Genomic DNA, 17,876 nt, shown 5'->3' with positions numbered 1-17,876 from the left:
AGGCAACCTGTCTTCCATCCTATGCAACTGACCCGATTCACCGACTTCGGCTTGCGCGTGCTGATGTATCTGACGCAATGCCGCGACCGGCCTGCCGCCGTCACCATCCCGGAGATCGCGGGGCGTTTCGACGTGTCCCGCAATCACTTGGTGAAGGTGGTGCACTTCATGGCGCAGCGGGAATGGGTCAGCACGTCGCGCGGCAAGGGCGGCGGCCTGAGCCTGGCGCGCCCTGCGTCGGCGTACCGCGTGGGCGACCTGATCCGCGAATTGGAACAGCAGGGCCCGCTGATCGATTGCCGCGAGCCGCCCTGTGCGCTGGACGGTTCCTGCCGCCTGGCAGGCGTGCTGGCGCAAACGCTCAATGCCTTCTACGACGCGCTGAACGGCTATACGCTGGCCGACCTGGTGCGCGACCCCACGGCGGCGGCCATCATCAAGCTGCACCGCGCCGCCTAGGCGGGCCATGACGTTTTGTTATGGATGCTGCCGGCTTTGGCATTTGCCGCGTTCCCGGCAGGCGTTCCAGAATAGAGGCTGTTCCCCGTCTTTTGTCTTGGGGCTTCCCAATGCAAAAGTGCCCCGGGTAGGGGTAGTAGGCAGACTTCTTTCAGGATTCAGGTATGCGCGTTTGCGTAATCGGTGCGGGCGTTGTCGGTGTGACGTCCGCCTATTTCCTGGCGCGCCAGGGTCACGATGTGGTGCTGGTCGACAGCCAGGCGCGGCCGGCCGAGGTGTCCAGCTACGCCAACGGCGGCCAGCTCAGCTATAGCTATGTCGCGCCGCTGGCAGGGCCGGGCGTGCTGCCCAGCGTGCCCGGCTGGTTGCTGCGCGAGGATTCCCCGCTGCGTTTCCGGCCCCGGCTGGACCCCCATCAATGGCGGTGGTGCCTGCAGTTCGCCCTGGCCTGCCGGGCGTCGGTCGCGAAGGCCTCGACCGCGCAGCTGCTGGGGCTGTCCTACCTGAGCCGCGACGTCATGCATACCTTGCTGGCGCAGGAGGACCTGGATTTTGGCCATTTGAAAAACGGCAAGCTGATTGCCTACCGCAGCGCGGCCCTGCTGGACAAGGCGCGCGCGCTGGTGGCGTATCAGGCCGGGCATGGCGCGGAGCAGCAGGTGCTGGACGCCGCGCAGACGCTGGCGATGGAACCCGCGCTGGCCGCCATGGGCGACAAGCTGGCCGGCGCCATCTACACCCCCAGCGAAGAGGCGGGCGATTGCCGCCAGTTCACCGAAGCCTTGTTCGACCGCCTGCAGGCGCTGGGCAATGTGGAATGCGTCATGTCCAATCCGGTGGCCGGCCTGCAGCGCGAAGGCCGTCGCATCGTGGCGGTGAACACCCGCGAGGGCGACATCGGCGCCGACGCCGTGGTGCTTGCCACCGGCATCGGCACGCGCGCCCTGCTCAAGCCGCTGGGGCAGGATGTGCCTTTGTATCCGCTTAAGGGATACAGCCTGAGCGTGCCGCTGTCGGATGACGACGCCGTCGCGCCGCGCATCAGCGTGACGGACTATGAGCGGCGCATCGTCTATGCCCGCGTGGGTGGCGTGCTGCGGATCGCAGCCATGGTCGATATCGGCAGCGCCAATGCGGACATCGATTCGGCGCGCGTGGACTTGTTGAAGCGCCAGGTGCATGAGGCCTTTCCTTCCCTCGACTTGCGCCAGGCCATTCCCTGGGCAGGCCTGCGCCCCGCCACGCCTACCGGCAAGCCGCTGATCGGGCGCGCTGCAGCTGCCGACAATCTGTGGCTGAACATCGGCCAAGGGGCGCTGGGCTTTACCTTGGCCTGCGGCAGCGCGGCCTTGCTGACGGCCCAGATGGCGGGATTGGAACTGCCGCTGGACCCCGCGCCGTTCCGGCCGTGAATGCGTCGGCCGGCGAGGTCGGCATGTCCATTTCGCGATAGCAGCTGCCTTTTCATCGGCAGACGGACCCGCGCACGCTCAATAGGATAGCGGTCATCCCGCAGCGCCCGCCGGCTTGCCGGCAGGTTCCAGCGGGATCCGATCCCCCTCCTGCGAGCGCATTCATCATGTCCTATTTGTTCCCCTTGTTCGCCATCCTGTTCTGGGCGGGCAATGTCATCGTGTCCAAGATGGCCGCCAGCGCCATCTCGCCCACGGCAATCACGTTCTACCGCCTGGTGCTGGCCTTGGTACTGATGGGCCTGTTCACGGCCCGTCCGGCCTGGCGCAACCGCAAGGTCATCCTGCGGCATTGGCCCAAGCTGGCGTTGTACGGCGCCTTGTCGTCGGCGGTGTTCCAGGCCCTGTCCTACCGCGCGGCTGAAACCACCACCGCCACCAACATGGCCATCCTGACGGCGCTGATTCCGTTGCTGAGCATGCTGCTTAGCGTCGTCATCCTGCGCGATCCCCTGACGCTGGGCATGGCCGCGGGCGGGGTGCTGTCGTTTCTGGGGCTGCTGTACCTGGTGGGGCAGGGCGACATGCTCAGCGTGTTCCAGCACGGCATCCATGTGGGCGACGGGCTGATGCTGCTGGCCGCCATGTCCTATGCGCTGTACGGGGTGCTGCTGCGCCACTGGAAGGTGCCGGTTCCCGCCTGGCAATCCACGTTCGTGCAGTCGATCTTCGCGCTGCTCTACATGCTGCCGCTCTATCTGCGCGTGCCGGCGGCGCAGGCTGCGTTGGACGTGAACACCATTCCGCTGATCCTTTATGCCGGCATCTTTTCGTCGGTGTTGCTGTCGTACCTGTGGATCGAGGGCGTGCACCGGCTGGGCCCCACCCGCTGCAGCATTTTCATCAACCTGCTGCCCTTGTTCACGGCGCTGGCGGCATTTGTGATGCTGCGCGAGCAGTTGCACGGATACCACCTGCTGGGCGGGGCGGTGACGCTGGCGGGCGTGCTCCTGGCGCAGACGGTGCAGCGTCCACTGTTCGGCCGGGCGCCCACCCGGGCCTTGGCGGCTGGCAAGGTCTAGGGTCAGTGCGGGGCTGCTTGCAGGGTCAACCGGCCCCCGACCGCTGATTCACGGGCGTTCAATACAGGCGCTTCCCGTCGCGCGATAGTGCGGTGCTTTAGCGGGAGCGCCCATGAGCCTTTTCCAAAGAACCACCATCGCGCTGGCGCGCAGCCCCATGATGGGCCGCGCGATGCGGGCGATGGCCGCCCGGTCGTCACTGGCGCGCCGTTTCGTCGGCGGCGCGGATGTGGAGGCCGCCGTCCAGACCGCCTTGCGCTTGCGCGACGCGCACGGCATCCGGGCGTCGCTCTTCTATCTGGGCGAATACGTGGCGGACCCGGCCGCCATCGAACACAACGTGGCGCAGGCCATCGACGCCTGCGACGCGCTGGGCAGGGCGGGCCTGGACGTGCACGTTTCCGTGGATCCCACCGCCATCGGCTATATGGACAGCGATGCGCGCGGCGAAGACAACGCCCGGCGCATCGCCGCGGCGGTGTCGCGGGCCGCGCGCGGCGGGCAGGACTGGATGGTGCTGGACATGGAAGACGCCGCCATCCGCGACCGCACCTGCGCACTGCACCGCAGCTTGCAGGAAACTGGCCTGCCTGTCGGCCTGACCTTGCAGGCGCGGCGCCGGCGCACGCCGGAAGACCTGACGTGGGCGATCCGGCAACGGACTTCGCTGCGCCTGGTGAAAGGCGCGTTTCCTGAGCGCGCGCTGGATCACGCGGGTCGCGCGGGCATCGATCAGGCGTATCTGGACGCGGCGTCCATCATGCTGTCGCGCGAGGCGCGCGACGCGGGTTTCCATCCCGTCTTCGGCACGCATGACGACCGCCTGGCCGGCGCGATCATGACGCTGGCGCGCGAGCGCGGGTGGCCGCCCGATGGCTTCGAATTCGAAATGCTCTATGGCGTGCGCCCCGACTGGCAACTGGCGCTGCGCGGCTTGGGCTATAACGTCAGGGTCTATCTTCCGTTCGGCGGCGACTGGTGGCCGTACGCCATCCGCCGGGTGGGGGAGAATCCTCGTAACGCGTGGCTGCTGGCCCGTTCCCTGACCTCGGACGGGCACTATTTCAGCTAGCCACAGCCTGAAGGCATCATGGCGGTTTCTCGACACATCTGGCATTGCGGCGCCGGCCTGCCCGGCGACGTGCTGATCGCGGATTTGCGCGCCTATCGCTATGCGCCACATTTCCACGACGCCTGGTCCATCGGCGCCATCGAGCACGGCCGTTGCACCTTCACGGTACATGGCCAGGCTCATGCCGCCAGCGAGGGCGACCTGGTGGTGATCGCGCCTGGCCAGGTCCATACCGGCGGCACCTCGGCCGCGCCGTTGACGTATCGCATGGCGTACATCGACGCCCAGTGGTTCGACGACCACGCGCGCGCCTTGTTCGCCGACGGCGCGCGTTTGCCGGGGCCCGTCATCACGGCGCCAGGCCTGTGCACGCAATGGCTGGCCGCGCTGACGCCGGACCCGATTCCCGACCCGGCGCGCCGCGAACGCCTGTCCGCCGCCTTATTCGGGCTGCTGGCTGCGCACGCCGGCGCCGGCGACCCGGCCTTGACCGATGCACCCGACGTCTGCGCCTTGCTGCGCGAACGCATGGCCGCCGATCCGTCCTGCGCGCCGGATCTGGAAGCGCTGGCGCAGGCGCAGGACCGCCATCGCACGACGCTCGTCAAGCAGTTTGCCCGCCGCTATGGCCTGCCGCCGCAGGCCTGGCTGCGCAATTGGCGGGTGGCGCGGGCGCGGGTGCTGTTGCGCGATGGCTTGCCGCTGGCGCAGGCGGCCCATGCGGTGGGGTTTGCGGATCAAGCGCACCTGACCCGTGTCTTCAAGCAGGTCTACGGCAGCACCCCCGGCGTGCTGCAACGGGCTGGCGCGTCCCACACGTTGTGAGCGCGGGGCGTCTCCATCCGGTAGTCGGAGTATTTGCGCGTGAAAAAGGCGGCGCCCAGTTGTTCGGCTGCCAGCAGCGGTTGGCGCGGGTCCGCAGCGACTTCTCCGCGCTTGTTGCCTGCGCCGTGCACATAGCCGACAAAGTCCGAATGCGTGTAGCGCGCGTATTCCTGCACCTGATGCACGATGCCCAGCGCCGCGCCGGCATAGGTTTCCTCGGACACGACCGTCAGGCCCAGGCGCTTGCCGGTCATGGCGGCTTTGACCCGTTCCGGCTCCGGGCCCGAACCCGCGTAATGGGTGAAGGAACGGTCGAAGAACGCCTTGGCCTGCGCGGACATCCCGTACCAATACACAGGCGTGCAGATCAGGACGCCGTCGGCAGGCAGGAAATACTCGCCGAACAGTTCGCCGTAGCGGTCGGCCGGGGCGGAACCGTGGCGCAGGTCGGGCAGGAAGCCCTGGATGTAATCGTCCAGGAATAGCAGGGTAGTGGCGGTGCCGGCCGCGTCGGCGCCGCGTTGCGCGGCCGCGGCCAGGGCTGCGCTGTTGCCGTCGCGCCGGGGGCTGCCCACCAGAATGAGCAGCTTTTTTTCTTGATGATTTGAATTCATGTTGGGATCCTTGGATTCGGCATGCGTGGTTCATGCTTGACCGTCAATGTAGGGAGGACAAGACGCCGCGACAAATGACGATTCCTTGGTTATGATGAATTCATTTCATGTATAGGGCCCCTTCATGTTTGCCAACCTTCCGGTCACGGCGCTGCGTACGTTTGAAGCGGCGGCCAGGCTGCGCAGTTTCAAGCTGGCTGCTGCCGAACTTGCGGTGACGCCCACCGCGGTGTCGCACCAGATCAAGGTGTTGGAACGGCAGGCGGGGTTCGCGCTGTTCGACCGCGTGCCGCGCGGCGTGCGGCTGACCGACAAGGGCGCGCGCCTTTTCGTCAGCGTGCACGGCGCCTTGCTGGATGTGGCGCAAACGCTGGACGCCTTGCGGCCGGCGCCGGCCTCGGGCGCGTTGACGGTGTCCACTACGCATTCCTTCGCGGCGCTGTGGCTGGTGCCCAGGCTGGGGCGCTTCTACGACGCCTATCCGCAATACCAGTTGCGCCTGAACGCCAACGCTGATCCCGTGGACTTGCTGCAGGACGCCAGCGTGGATGTCGCGATCCGCTACAGCCCGCATGCCTATCCGGCCTTGCACGCCGCGTGCCGGCTGCCGGAGTCGTTTGGCGTATACGGCGCGCCTTCGATGGTGGCGCAGGCAGGAAAACGCGCGCCAGCGCTAGTAACGGTGCACTGGCGCGATTCCCAGCTGTATGACCTGGGCTGGCAGGCGTGGTGCGACGCGGCGCGCTTGCCGTCGTGGCGCAAGCCGGCGGCGGTGCATGCGTACACGGAAGAGCATTACGCCCTGCAGGCGGCGATTGCCGGGCAGGGCCTGGTGCTGGCCAGTTCCGTCATGGTGTCGGACAGCGTGGCCGCCGGCACGCTGGCGGCGTATCGGCCTGACGTGCGCGTGGCTGGGTCCGCCTACACCGCGCTGTGCGCGCCGGGCCGCGAACGGCACCCCCCGGTCAAGGCGTTCCTGGGTTGGTTGAGCCAGGAGTTTCTGGGGTAGCGCGCGGCGCCGGTTCCAGCGCCTTGGGGGTGAGCGCGGACCGAGGCACGGGCCGGGGAAGCAGCGGCAGTGCCGCCAACATGCAAAGCCCGGCGATCACCCAGGTCACCGGCCACGAGCTGGCCGCGACCACGTGCGGAATGGCCAGCGGCGTCAGGAACAGGCCCAGGTAGACGCAGCTGTTGGCCATGCCCAGCGCGGTGCCAGCGCGCGAGGCGCCTGCCAAGGTGGCCAATTCCGTATAGGCCACGCCGTGCCAGGCCGACGCGCAGATGCCTGCCGCCGCCAGCAGGCTGGCGGTCGTCAACATGGCGCCCGGGCGGCCCGGGGCGCCGTCGACTGCCCAGGCCACGGCGCCCAGCGCCGCGAACAGCAGGCAGCTCAGCCAGGTGCAGCGGCGCAGGAAGGCGCGCCGGTCGCCATGGCGATCCGTCCAGCGCCCGGCCGCGATACGCGCCACCATGGCGCCCAGTTGCACGGCGACCATCACGCCCGTCACCGTGCCGATGCCCGCCTGGCTGAAGTCGTGCAGGAACACGGTGGCGAACGTCAACACCGCGAATTGCGGGCTGCACATGACGCCGATCGCGACGGCGGCCCGCCAGACGCGGCCATCGCGCAGCGGCGAGGCGGCCGGGCGCGCCGGGGCGGTCGAGCGGGTCGAGGCAGGGCCGGCGCGTCCCGGTTCCCGCAACCAGCCTGCGGCAAGCGCGGCGGCCACGCCGCACATCAGGCTCAGCGCGCCGAACACCGCGCCAAAGCCCGCGTGCGCCGCCAGCCACGGCAGCAGGAGCGCGCCCAGGCCGCCGCCCAACGGCACCGCGGTTTGGCGGATGCTCATCGCCAGGCCGCGCTCGCCTTCGTCGAACCAGGCCATCACGGCCCGCCCGCTGGCGCCGTTGACGCTGCCGCCCAGGCTGCCGACCAGCACTAGCCCCAGCGCCAGCAGCCACAGGCTGGGCACCCCGGCCGCCGTGGGCGCGGCAAAAATGCCCATCCAGGCCAACGCCGCAGCCGTGGCGCCCAGGCCGCTCAAGAGCACCGGGCGGTCGCCCCAGCGGTCGGTCAGCAAGCCCCAGGGCAACTCGAACAGCGCCACGCCCAACCCCAGCAGCCCCAAGGCCAGGCCCAACTGGTCGTTGTCCAGCCGGTAGCCCGAACGCATGAACACCGCCGTCGTGGGCAGGCCGGCCGCCGCGGCCGAAAAGGCGGCGTTGGCGGCGACGCCGACCGCCAGCACTTTCCAACGATGGGCCGGCCGTGCCGCTTCCGAAGGCATCGTCAATGCGGGGCAAGAGGGTGGGGACATGCGGGGCTCCGACGGGCAAAAGAAAAGGACCCGGTCAGTCTGCGCTTCTGCTATCGTTCTGAAAATCAGGAAATTTTGGTTTTATAGTTTTGAATATCGGGACTATTAATGCGGCAGGTCACGTTCGATCTTGATGTGTTGCGCAGCTTTGTGGCCGGGGTCGACCTGGGCAGCTTCGGGCGTGCGGCGGATCGTCTTGGCCGGTCCACGTCCGCCGTCAGTGCGCAACTGAAGAAGCTGGAAGAGCAGGCCGGCGTGCCGCTGCTTCGCAAGGAAGGCCGCGGCCTGGCGCTGACTGAGGCGGGCGAGACGATGCTGGCCTACGCGCGCCGGCTGCTGGCGCTGAACGATCAGGCGTCGCGTGCCGTGCGCGGGGCGGAACTGGAAGGCCGGGTACGGCTGGGCTTGCAGGAGGACTTTGGCGAAACGCTGCTGCCCCAGGTGTTGGGCCAGTTCGCCCGGGCGCATCCCAAGGTCAGGATCGAAGCCCGCGTCGCGCGCAATGCCGACCTGCTGGAGCGCATCGCGCTTGCGCAGCTGGATCTGGCGCTGGCCTGGGACCATGATGCGCGCCTGCCGCATGCAGAGCGTTTGCTGGAGCTTCCAATGTGCTGGATCGGGCCGGCGGCGCCCGCCGCGTCCGTGTTTACGGACGATGGCGATGTGCCCCTGGTGGCGTTCGAGGCGCCGTGCCTGTTCCGCGATTGCGCGACCGAGGCGCTGGACCGGGCGAACCTGTCCTGGCGCGCCGCGTTCACCAGCCCCAGCCTGGCCGGCTTGTGGGCAGCCGCTACCGCGGGTCTGGGGGTGGCGGTGCGCACGCCTTTGGGCCTGCCCGCCACGGTCCGCACGCTGGCGCCGGGCGAGCAGGGCTTGCCGGCCCTGCCGTCGATTTCGCTGTCGCTGTACCAGGCGCAGGCGCAGCCTGACCCCGTGGCCGCCGCGTTGGGCGATATTGTGCGGCAATGCATCCATGACAGCGCCCCGCGCGCCTTGGCCGGAGAGACCCGCCGTGAACCGCTTCCATGAAATGACCGTGTTCCTGGCCGTGGCCGAGGCCAGGAGCTTTGCCGCCGCCGCCCGGCGGCTGGAAATGTCCGCGCCCACGGTGACGCGCAGCGTCGCGGCGCTGGAGCATCGCCTGGGCGTCTTGCTGCTGGTGCGCACTACGCGAAGCTTGCGCCTGACCGAAGCCGGCGAACGCTACGCGGCCGATTGCCGCCGCATCCTGGACGACGTGGAGCAGGCCGACGACGCCGCGGCGGGCGTGATGGGGGCCCCGCGCGGCGCGCTCAGCATCACGGCGCCCGCCTTCTTCGGCGAACTGCATGTGATGCCGGCGGTACTGGGCTATCTGCGCGCGCACCGTGAAGTGTCCGTGCGCACTTTGCTGGTGGATCGCGTCGTGAACCTGCTGGATGAAGGCGTGGATGTGGCGGTACGCATCGGCGCCTTGCCGGATTCGACCTTGACCGCGGTGCCGGTGGGGCACGTGCGCCGTGTGGTGTGCGCCGCGCCGGGTTTCCTGCAGGAACACGGCGAACCCAAGGACCTGGACGCGTTGCCGCGCTTTTGCACGATCACCGCGGCCATGGAGGGGCGGGGCACGCAGTGGCGCTTCCAGCAGGACGGCCAAGCCCGGCGGCTGAGCGTGGATTCGCAATTGACGGTCACGTCATTCCAGGCCGCAGTCCTGGCGGCTTGCGAAGGGTGGGGCCTGACGCAAGTGGTGTCGTATCAGGTGGCCCGGCATTTGGCCAGCGGCGCCTTGCAGGTGGTGCTGCGCGACTTCGAACTGCCTCCCATGCCGGTGCACGTGGTGTATCCCGAGGGCCGAAAAAGCTCGGCGAAAGTGCGCAGTTTCGTCGATTTCTGCGTGGATGCGCTGCGCCGGGACCTGGCCACGCTGCCCGCCTGACACGCGAGTTTTCCCGCACTTTCTTTCACGGACTGCAAGAGTGTCTTGCGGCCGCTGGCTGTTCTCGTTTGGCGCATACGGGGCCAAGATGGAGGCACGATCCACCCACTTGAGAACTTCGCATGGCTACCGCTCCGTTGACCTTCTACAGCTTCCCCTTGTCCGGCCACGCGCATCGCGTCGCGTTGATGCTGTCCCTGCTGGAGGTGCCGCATCACCGCGTCGACGTGGACCTGCGCCAGGCGGAACAAAAGCGTCCTGAATTCCTGGCAATGAACGCGTTCGGCCAAGTGCCGGTGATCGACGACAACGGCGTGGTGGTCGCGGATTCCAACGCCATCCTCGTCTACCTGGCCAAGCGCTACGGCGGCGGCGCGTGGCTGCCCGAGGATGCGGCCGGGGCGGCGCAGGTGCAGCGCTGGCTGTCGGTGGCCGCAGGCCCCTTGGCCGGTGGCCCGGCGGCGGCCCGCCTGGTGACCGTATTCGGTGCGTCGTTCGACGTGGACGCTACGTTGGCGCGCGCGCATGCCTTGCTGTCCGTCATGGATCGCGAGCTTGCGCAGCGCGACTTCCTAGCGGGCGCGGCCCCGACCATCGCAGACGTGGCTTGCTATGCCTACGTGGCGCACGCGCCGGAGGGCAACGTGTCGTTGGCGGACTATCCGCATGTCCGAGCGTGGTTGGCTCGCATCGAAAACCTGCCGCGCTTCGTGCCGATGGCCAGCACGGCCGCCGGCCTGTTGGCGGCTTGAATGCCGGCCTCGTGCCGGCCAAGGAACGCATCATGAACGCTTCCGATCCTATCCGTGTCGCGCCGCCCTGGCACGTCGGCGAACGGCTGCTGCAAACCCGCGCGGGCGTGGCCGAGCGCATGGCGCAGATCGGCCCCAAGGTCGTGCGCGACTACATGCCGGACCAGCACCGGGAGTTTTTCGCGCAATTGCCCTTCCTGGTGATGGGCACGGTGGACGACCGGGGCGACCCGTGGGCGGGCGTGCTGGAAGGGCTGCCGGGATTTGCCGTGTCGCCAGACCCGCACACCCTGCGCGTGGCGGCCGTGCCGGATGCCGACGATCCGTTGCTGGCCGGCCTGGGCCCGGACCGGGCGGTGGGCCTGCTGGGTATCGAGCTGCATACCCGGCGCCGCAACCGCATGAACGGCCGGGTTGCGGCCTGGGACGGCAAGCGATTCGACGTTGCCGTCGCGCAATCCTTCGGCAACTGCCCGCAGTACATCCAGTCGCGCGATTTCCACTTTTCGCGTGCGCCGTCGCTGCGCTTTCCCGGTACGCCGCGCGAACGCGATGGGCTGGACGATGCGGCACGCGCCTTGATCGCGGCCTCTGATACGTTCTTTGTCGCCAGCTACGTGGACGTTGAGGGCGGCGCGGGCCGTGCCGTGGACGTGTCACATCGCGGCGGCAAGCCGGGGTTCGTGCGGGTGGACGGCAATGTCCTCACCATCCCCGATTTTTCGGGCAACCGCTTCTTCAATACGCTGGGCAATCTGATGGCGAACCCGCGCGCGGGCCTCGTCTTCATCGATTTCGCGCGGGGCGACGTCCTGCAGTTGTCGGGGCGGGCGGAAGTGATTCTGGACAGCCCCGAGATCGATACGTTTGCCGGCGCTGAGCGCCTGTGGCGCGTGGACGTTCGCCGCGCCGTGTGGCGGCCAGGCGCGCTGGCGCTGCGCTGGAAGTTCGATGCGTATTCGCCGACGGCGCTGGCGACGGGGCAGTGGCCGGCGGCCGCCTAGGCGCCCGGCGTGGTCTTTTGCACCACGGTATCTTCCGGATCCAGCAGGCGCCCGTCCTGGGCGCGGATCTCCAGCCGGCGCACCGTCTGGCCGCGCTTGCGGTCGATCAGTGTGGAATGGGCTTCGGCGGGGGCGTAGTAGTGGTCTTCGCCCCATTGCCGCAAGCCGACGATGACCGGGAACAGGGCGCGGCCCTTTTCCGTCAGCACGTATTCCTGATAGGCGCTGCCGTCGGACGCCGGGACGGCAGTAAGGATGCCGTGCGCGACCAGCGTGCGCAGCCGGTCGCTCAGGATGTTCTTGGCGACCCCCAGGCTTTTCTGGAATTCGCCGAAGCGTCGCAAGCCATCGAAGGCGTCGCGCACGATCAGCAGCGACCACCAGTCGCCGATCGCGTCTAGCGAGCGCGCCACGGGACAGGCGGCGCCTTCAAGGCTGGTGCGTTTGACCATGTCGGGCCCTTTAACAAGAGGATGACGGGGACAGCGGATCGGACTTTATGGTTGCATTATAAAACCTAAAGCCCTAGCATTCTGGTTTCGTAATAAAACCATATTGGAAATCCGATGCGTGCCCGATCCGACGATTCCCCCCACGATGTCGGCAGCCCCATGCCGACCTGGCTGGTCATGCTGCTGGCGGTGGCCTGTGCGCTGAGCGTGGCCAACGTGTATTACGCCCAACCTTTGCTGGACGCCATCGGCCGGGAGTTCGGCCTGGACGACAGCGCTGTGGGCATTGTCATCACCGCCACGCAGCTGGGGTGCGCCCTGGCCTTGCTGTTCGTCGTGCCCCTGGGGGATCTGCTGGACCGGCGCCGGCTGATGATTGGGCAACTGGGGCTGCTGGTGCTGGCCTTGGGCTCTGTGGCGCTGGCGGGCAACACGCCGTGGCTGCTGGCCGGCATGGTGGCGCTGGGGCTGCTGGGCACGGCGATGACGCAGGGCTTGCTGGCCTTGTCCGCCGCCTTGGCGGCGCCGGCCGAGCGCGGCCGAGTCGTGGGCGCGGCGCAGGGCGGCGTGGTGATCGGCCTGTTGCTGGCGCGTACGGTGGCGGGCCTGGTTGCGGATGCATGGGGCTGGCGCGCGGTGTATGTGGTGTCGGCGGCGCTGGCCGCCTTGCTGGCCTGGGTGCTGGCGCGCCGCTTGCCGCACCGGCGTCTGCCGGTGGCCGACCTGTCGTACTGGGCATTGCTGCGTTCCCTGTACGCCTTGATGGCGCGCGAACCCGTGCTGCGGGTGCGCGGCATGATCGCGTTGCTGATGTTCGCGGCGATCAGCGCCTTCTGGACGGCGCTGGTGTTGCCGCTGTCGGCGCCGCCGTATTCCTTGTCGCACACGGCGATTGGCGCGTTCGGGCTGGTGGGCGTGCTGGGCGTGTTGATGGCGGCGCGCGCCGGCCGGTGGGCGGACAGCGGGCTGGGGCAGCGCACCACCGCAGCGGGCCTGCTGCTGCTGTGCCTGGCCTGGGCGCCCATCGCCTTGCTGGAGCACGGCCTGTGGGCGCTGGCACTGGGTGTATTGATCCTGGATGTGGCGTTGCAGGCGCTGCACGTGACCAATCAGACGATGATCTTCAGCATCAGCGCGCAGGCGCACAGCCGCCTGGTGGGCGCGTACATGATGTTCTACGCGGTGGGCAGCGGGTTGGGGGCTATCGCGTCAACGGCCGTGTACGCGCGCTGGGGATGGTCTGGCGTCTGTGTGCTGGGCGCCGGCATCAGCCTGGCGGCGTTGCTGTTCTGGGCGGCGACGCTGCCGAGGAAGGCGGCTGCGCACGCGGCCCGGTGCTGAACCCGGTGCTGAGTCCGGCACCCGTTGGTGCCGGCATGCCGATCAGTGGTGTTCCAGCGTGTGGGCGATGGCCGCGACCTGAGAAGCGAACGCCGCAGCGCCTCGGTCGCGCGGGCGGGGCAGGGCGATGTCGTAGCTGCCCACGACGTTGGCGGGATGCCCGCCCAGCACGACGACCTTGTCGGCCAGGAACACCGCTTCTTCGATATCGTGCGTGACGAACAGCACGGCGGCGCCGGACGCCTGCCAGACGCGGATCAGTTCCTGCTGCAGGTTGCGGCGGGTAATGGCGTCGACCGCGCTGAAGGGTTCGTCCATCAGCAGAAGGTCCGGCTTGACGGCCAGGGCGCGGGCAATGCCTACCCGCTGCGCCTGCCCACCGGACAACTGGTGGGGCCAGCGGCGGCCGTAGTCCCCCATGCCTGTCAGCTGCAGCGCGGCATCGATGCGTTGCGTCTTTTCCACGCGATCCAGCCCCAGGCCTTCCAGGCCGTAGCCGACGTTGCCGCCGACCGTGCGCCAGGGCATCAGGCGGCTGTCCTGGAACACGACGGCGCGCGTGCGGCGTCCCGGGCGCGGCTGCGCCTGGAAACGGACCGCACCGGCCGTGGGTTCCGTCAGGCCCGCGGCGGCGCGCAGCAGGGTGGACTTGCCCACGCCCGACCCGCCGACCACCGCGACGAAGCTGCCCGCCTCGATGTTCAGGGACAGCCCCTGGATGACCGGCGCGGCGGCCCCCGGATGCTGATAGGACAGCTGGGTGAATTCGATCACGGACGCCATTGCAGCACCTTCCCTTCAACGGTGGAGAACGCCAGGTCGCAGATTGTGTAGACCAGCGAGATGATCAGCATGTAGACGACCACGGCGTCGTAGGCGCCCACGCCGGCGGCGGCGTTCATCTCCTGGCCCATGCCGGGCACGCCAAGCAGTTCGGCGGCGATCAGCGTCATCCAGGCTTGCCCGATGCCGGTGCGCACGCCCGACAGGGCGCCGGGGGCGATGGCTGGCAGCGTCACCGAGAACGCACGGGCCAGATAACCGCCATGGCCGAACGCGCGGGCCAGTTCGTAGTAGCGCGGGTCCACGTTGCGTACGGCGCTGTAGGTGGCGAAGTAGTTCACCCAGAACACGCCGATCGCGATGACGAAGGCCGCGCCCGCATGGCTGACTTTGAACCAGGCGATGGCGAACACGACCCACGCCAGCGGCGGGATCGGGCGCAGGATGCGGGCCAGATAGGCTTGGGTCAGGTCGAAGCGCGGCAGCGTGGCCGCGGCCAGGCCCACGCCGAAGCCCAGCGCCGTGCCCAGCGCCAGCCCCCAGAAATAGTGGATCAGGCTGGAGCCGATGGCAGGCAGCAGGCGCCCCGATTGCCATTCCTGCGCCAGCGTGCCGGGCAACGCGAAGGGGTCGGGCAGGGTGCCGCGCGGCGCCCATTCCCAGAGCAGCGCGGCTTTCCAGATGCCGATGAACAGGATCAGCCCGGCGATGCCGTAGGCGGCCCGGCGCGCGGCGGCCATCCACGGCGGCGGGCCGCTGCGCCCGGCAGCAGGTGCGGCGAGCGGCGGCGTGGCCGGGCTCATTGCCGGGTTGATTCCCGGGTCAATTGCCTGATTCATGGCTTGGCGGCCTTGTCGTAATAGCGGGTGTCGAACAACTGCTTCACGTCGACCGGGGGCGCTTCGACGGTGCCGAGCGTTGCCTGGAACGTCTGCAGTTCGGCCGTGGCGTCGACGATGGCGTGCGGGTCGGCTACGAACTGGTCATGCGAGCTGCGGATGGCTTTTTCCACCAGGCCGCGGTCCAGCCGGCCGCCGCCCACGTACTTCTGCACGTAGCCTGCGGCTTTGGCTGGATCGTTCTTCAACAGCGCGGTGGCCGACAGATGCGCGTTCACCAGTTGCTGCACGGTATCGGGGTGGTCGGCGATCAGCTTCTCGCGCACCAGCAGCACGGCGCCAGGCTGTTTCGGGAACAGCTGCGAACCGCGCGCCACCACGCGGGATTCCGGGGCGCGGGTCAGGACGGTGGTGACGGTGGGCTCCAGGATGGCCGCGCCGTCGATGGCGCCCGTCAGCAGCGATTGCTGGATCTGGGCTTCGCCCTGGTAGATCAGTTCCACGCTGGCGGGATCGGCCTTGATCTGGTTGCGCAGCCAATACTGCAGCGCGGCTTCGGGCACGGCGCCCTTCGGGTAGCTGGCAAGCACGGGCTTGCGGCCATGGTCCTTGGCGAAACGGGCGAATGCCGTGGCCGGGTCGCCGGAGGCGAAGTACGGGGCCAGCGGGCCCAGCGCCACCACATTGACCTGTTCGACGATGTTCGAGGCGACGACCTTGATGTCCGCGCCCTTGGCACGTGCGACCAGCGCGGGCCCGATGCCGACGTAGGCGGCGTCCAACTGGCCGGCGATCAACGCCTGGGTCAACGCCGGGCCGCTCTGGAATTGCACCAGCTTGGGCGCCGGGGCGCCCTTGGCCTGCAAGTTGCCTTCTTCCAGGCCGATGAACAGCTGGGCATCGGGCAGGATGGGCAGATAGCCGATTTCCAGTGCGGGCGGCGCGGCCAAGACAGGGGAGGACGCGGCGGCAGAGAGCACGGTGACAGCCAAGAGCTTGCGGAGCATGGGAAATCCTGTGAGTCGCGCCTTGATGCGGCTGGCGCTTTGCCTACGGGCAAAGGGTTTTCCGGTGTCCGCCTAATGATTTTAAATATGTTTATTCTTATTCTTTATTCATTATGGTTATATGTTTAATGGTGCCGGGGAACGGGGAATAGCGGCAGACTCACCTATCAAAACCCAATGAAAAAGACCGCGAAATCGCGGTCTTGTAGTCATGCGGCTGCCTGGCGGTTACGGCTGGATCTCGTAGTCCTTGGAACCGAGGACCACGGCCGCCAGGCCCGGGGCCTGGGTCAGCTTGTGCAGCGCATAGCACTGCACCGTGGCGATCTTGGCCTGATGGAACTCGGGATCTTCCTGCTGATGGTCCAGGCTGACGAGCAGCGCGCGCGCCATCTGCCAGCCGGCCAGCGTGGTGCCCGCCAGCAGCAGGTAGGGCACGGCCGACCCGAACACGGCGTTCGGCGCGCTGGCGGCGTTGGCCAGCACGAAGTCCACCACGTTCGCCAGGGCCAGCCGAGCTTGCCGCAGCGGCTTCAGCACCAGATTGGCGGCAGGTTCGCTGCGCGATTCCAGCTCCGATTCGGTCTGGCGGATGGCTTCCAGCAAGGCCTGGGCCACGGCGCCGCCGTCGCGTAGCGTCTTGCGGCCGACGAGGTCATTGGCCTGGATGGCGGTCGTGCCTTCATAGATGGTCAGGATGCGGGCGTCGCGGTAGTACTGGGCGGCGCCGGTTTCCTCGATGAAGCCCATGCCGCCGTGCACCTGCACGCCCAGGCTGGCCACGTCGATGGACATCTCGGTGCACCAGCCCTTGACGATGGGCACCAGAAACTCCTGGACGGCCAGATGGCGGCGGCGCACGTCGGCGTCGGGGTGGGCGTGCGCCTGGTCGGCATGGCCGGCGGTGACGTAGGCAAGCGCGCGGCCAGCTTCGGTCAGGGCGCGCATGGTGCCCAGCATGCGGCGCACATCGGGGTGCTGGATGATGGCCACGGCCTCGCGCGAGGACCCGTCCACCGGACGGCTCTGCACGCGGTCCGCGGCATAGGCCAGCGCATGCTGGTAGGCGCGGTCGGCGATGGCGATGCCCTGCACGCCTACGGCATAGCGGGCGGCATTCATCATGATGAACATGGCGTCCAGCCCGCGGTTTTCCTGGCCGACCAGATACCCCAGCGCGCCGCCCGCGTCGCCGAACTGCAAGGTGGCGGTGGGGCTGGCCTTGATGCCCAGCTTGTGTTCGATGGACACGCAGGTGACGTCATTGCGCGCGCCCAGCGAGCCGTCTTCGTTCACCAGGAACTTGGGCACCAGGAAGAGCGAAATGCCTTTGACGCCTTCGGGCGCGTCCGGCAGCCGCGCCAACACCAGGTGGAGGATGTTCTCGGTCAGGTCGTGGTCGCCGTAGGTGATGAAGATCTTGGTGCCTGACAGCCGGTAGGTGCCGTCGCCCACCGGCTGTGCGCGCGTGCGGATCATCGCCAGGTCGGAACCGGCCTGCGGCTCGGTCAGGTTCATCGTGCCGGTCCATTGACCCGAAATCATGGGGCCGATGAAGCGCTTTTTCAGCTCGGGGGAACCGGCGGTCAGCAACGCTTCGATGGCGCCGTTGGTCAGCAGCGGACACAGCGCGAACGACAGATTGGCGGCGTTCAGCATTTCAGAGCAAGGCGAACCGATCAGGCCGGGCAGTCCCTGGCCGCCGTATTCGACAGGATGCGACATGCCCTGCCAGCCGGCCTCCGTGTATTGGCGGAAGGCCTGCTTGAAACCGGCCGCCGTGGTTACGGCGCCGTCGCGCCAGGCGCTGGGCTCGCGGTCGGCGGGGTGATTCAGCGGCGCCAGCACCTCGGCGGCGAAATGGGCGGATTCTTCCAGCACCGCCTGGGCGGTGTCGGGCGTGGCCTCCTCGAAACCGGGCAGGGCAGCGACTTGCTGCAATCCGGCCAGATGGTTCAACACGAACAGCATGTCTTTCACGGGGGCTTGGTACGTCAT

18 protein-coding genes are annotated in these 17,876 nt (G+C 68.2%); 11 read left to right on the top strand and 7 right to left on the bottom strand.

Features of this window, described 5'->3' with window-relative positions; all coding sequences use genetic code 11:
* Nucleotides 1–21: 21 nt before the first annotated feature.
* The 5 genes from AC3WMU_RS10865 to AC3WMU_RS10845 all read left to right on the top strand — a co-directional run bounded on the left by AC3WMU_RS10865 (nucleotide 22) and on the right by AC3WMU_RS10845 (nucleotide 4,850).
* Nucleotides 22–459 carry an Rrf2 family transcriptional regulator gene (locus AC3WMU_RS10865; RefSeq protein WP_006226900.1) on the top strand — a complete coding sequence of 146 codons (438 nt, stop codon included), beginning with the start codon at nucleotides 22–24 and terminating at the stop codon, nucleotides 457–459.
* A 164-nt stretch (nucleotides 460–623) separates the two neighbouring features.
* The gene (locus AC3WMU_RS10860; RefSeq protein WP_006226899.1) at nucleotides 624–1,871 is read left to right on the top strand and encodes a D-amino acid dehydrogenase; all 1,248 of its coding nucleotides are present in this window, start codon (nucleotides 624–626) and stop codon (nucleotides 1,869–1,871) included.
* A gap of 167 nt (nucleotides 1,872–2,038) precedes the next feature.
* On the top strand, nucleotides 2,039–2,953 hold the full coding sequence (locus AC3WMU_RS10855; RefSeq protein WP_454676552.1) for a DMT family transporter: 915 nt from the start codon (nucleotides 2,039–2,041) through the stop codon (nucleotides 2,951–2,953).
* A gap of 112 nt (nucleotides 2,954–3,065) precedes the next feature.
* On the top strand, nucleotides 3,066–4,025 hold the full coding sequence (locus AC3WMU_RS10850; protein WP_427957569.1) for a proline dehydrogenase family protein: 960 nt from the start codon (nucleotides 3,066–3,068) through the stop codon (nucleotides 4,023–4,025).
* A gap of 18 nt (nucleotides 4,026–4,043) precedes the next feature.
* Nucleotides 4,044–4,850 carry a helix-turn-helix transcriptional regulator gene (locus AC3WMU_RS10845; protein WP_492282319.1) on the top strand — a complete coding sequence of 269 codons (807 nt, stop codon included), beginning with the start codon at nucleotides 4,044–4,046 and terminating at the stop codon, nucleotides 4,848–4,850.
* Here AC3WMU_RS10845 and AC3WMU_RS10840 read toward each other — a convergent pair.
* Complete coding sequence (locus AC3WMU_RS10840) at nucleotides 4,796–5,464, bottom strand: flavodoxin family protein (RefSeq protein WP_427957567.1); 669 nt, start codon at nucleotides 5,462–5,464, stop codon at nucleotides 4,796–4,798. The genes AC3WMU_RS10845 and AC3WMU_RS10840 overlap by 55 nt on opposite strands.
* A 124-nt stretch (nucleotides 5,465–5,588) precedes the next feature.
* Between AC3WMU_RS10840 and AC3WMU_RS10835 the strand changes: the two genes are divergently transcribed.
* Nucleotides 5,589–6,473 (top strand): LysR substrate-binding domain-containing protein, encoded by an 885-nt coding sequence (locus tag AC3WMU_RS10835; RefSeq protein ID WP_492282318.1) that lies wholly within the window; start codon nucleotides 5,589–5,591, stop codon nucleotides 6,471–6,473.
* Here the strand turns inward: AC3WMU_RS10835 and AC3WMU_RS10830 are convergent.
* Nucleotides 6,430–7,782: an MFS transporter gene (locus tag AC3WMU_RS10830; RefSeq protein WP_492282317.1), complete on the bottom strand. Its 1,353-nt coding sequence runs from the start codon at nucleotides 7,780–7,782 to the stop codon at nucleotides 6,430–6,432. The genes AC3WMU_RS10835 and AC3WMU_RS10830 overlap by 44 nt on opposite strands.
* A gap of 108 nt (nucleotides 7,783–7,890) precedes the next feature.
* Here AC3WMU_RS10830 and AC3WMU_RS10825 point away from each other — a divergent pair, with 108 nt between their 5' ends.
* From AC3WMU_RS10825 to AC3WMU_RS10810, 4 genes are all read left to right on the top strand, one after another.
* Entirely contained in the window at nucleotides 7,891–8,811 is a 921-nt protein-coding gene (locus AC3WMU_RS10825; protein WP_006226892.1) for a LysR substrate-binding domain-containing protein, read from the top strand.
* Nucleotides 8,795–9,700 (top strand): LysR family transcriptional regulator, encoded by a 906-nt coding sequence (locus AC3WMU_RS10820; protein WP_492282316.1) that lies wholly within the window; start codon nucleotides 8,795–8,797, stop codon nucleotides 9,698–9,700. The genes AC3WMU_RS10825 and AC3WMU_RS10820 overlap by 17 nt, the downstream gene beginning before the upstream one ends.
* Before the next feature lie 122 nt (nucleotides 9,701–9,822).
* Nucleotides 9,823–10,452, top strand: coding sequence for a glutathione S-transferase family protein (locus AC3WMU_RS10815; RefSeq protein WP_280027780.1), 630 nt, complete (start codon nucleotides 9,823–9,825; stop codon nucleotides 10,450–10,452).
* 32 nt (nucleotides 10,453–10,484) lie between these two features.
* Nucleotides 10,485–11,456 carry a pyridoxamine 5'-phosphate oxidase family protein gene (locus tag AC3WMU_RS10810; protein ID WP_454676558.1) on the top strand — a complete coding sequence of 324 codons (972 nt, stop codon included), beginning with the start codon at nucleotides 10,485–10,487 and terminating at the stop codon, nucleotides 11,454–11,456.
* On the opposite strand, the gene AC3WMU_RS10805 is transcribed toward AC3WMU_RS10810, so the two are convergent.
* Entirely contained in the window at nucleotides 11,453–11,908 is a 456-nt protein-coding gene (locus tag AC3WMU_RS10805; RefSeq protein WP_088590441.1) for a winged helix-turn-helix transcriptional regulator, read from the bottom strand. The genes AC3WMU_RS10810 and AC3WMU_RS10805 overlap by 4 nt on opposite strands.
* Nucleotides 11,909–12,022: 114 nt before the next feature.
* Between AC3WMU_RS10805 and AC3WMU_RS10800 the strand changes: the two genes are divergently transcribed.
* Nucleotides 12,023–13,249, top strand: coding sequence for an MFS transporter (locus AC3WMU_RS10800; protein WP_492282315.1), 1,227 nt, complete (start codon nucleotides 12,023–12,025; stop codon nucleotides 13,247–13,249).
* Nucleotides 13,250–13,291: 42 nt separating this feature from the next.
* On the opposite strand, the gene AC3WMU_RS10795 is transcribed toward AC3WMU_RS10800, so the two are convergent.
* The 4 genes from AC3WMU_RS10795 to AC3WMU_RS10780 form a co-directional block, all read right to left on the bottom strand.
* Complete coding sequence (locus AC3WMU_RS10795) at nucleotides 13,292–14,032, bottom strand: ABC transporter ATP-binding protein (protein ID WP_280027774.1); 741 nt, start codon at nucleotides 14,030–14,032, stop codon at nucleotides 13,292–13,294.
* The gene (locus AC3WMU_RS10790) at nucleotides 14,020–14,772 is read right to left on the bottom strand and encodes an ABC transporter permease (RefSeq protein WP_280027959.1); all 753 of its coding nucleotides are present in this window, start codon (nucleotides 14,770–14,772) and stop codon (nucleotides 14,020–14,022) included. The genes AC3WMU_RS10795 and AC3WMU_RS10790 overlap by 13 nt, the downstream gene beginning before the upstream one ends.
* 95 nt (nucleotides 14,773–14,867) lie before the next feature.
* The gene (locus AC3WMU_RS10785) at nucleotides 14,868–15,878 is read right to left on the bottom strand and encodes an ABC transporter substrate-binding protein (protein ID WP_454676560.1); all 1,011 of its coding nucleotides are present in this window, start codon (nucleotides 15,876–15,878) and stop codon (nucleotides 14,868–14,870) included.
* 228 nt (nucleotides 15,879–16,106) lie between these two features.
* Nucleotides 16,107–17,876 carry an acyl-CoA dehydrogenase gene (locus AC3WMU_RS10780; protein ID WP_088590445.1) on the bottom strand — a complete coding sequence of 590 codons (1,770 nt, stop codon included), beginning with the start codon at nucleotides 17,874–17,876 and terminating at the stop codon, nucleotides 16,107–16,109.

The organism is Achromobacter sp. FW305-C-13 (assembly GCF_058783475.1).
The sequence above is the reverse complement of the archived record's forward strand: the minus strand, read 5'-3'. Positions and strand labels throughout refer to the sequence as shown.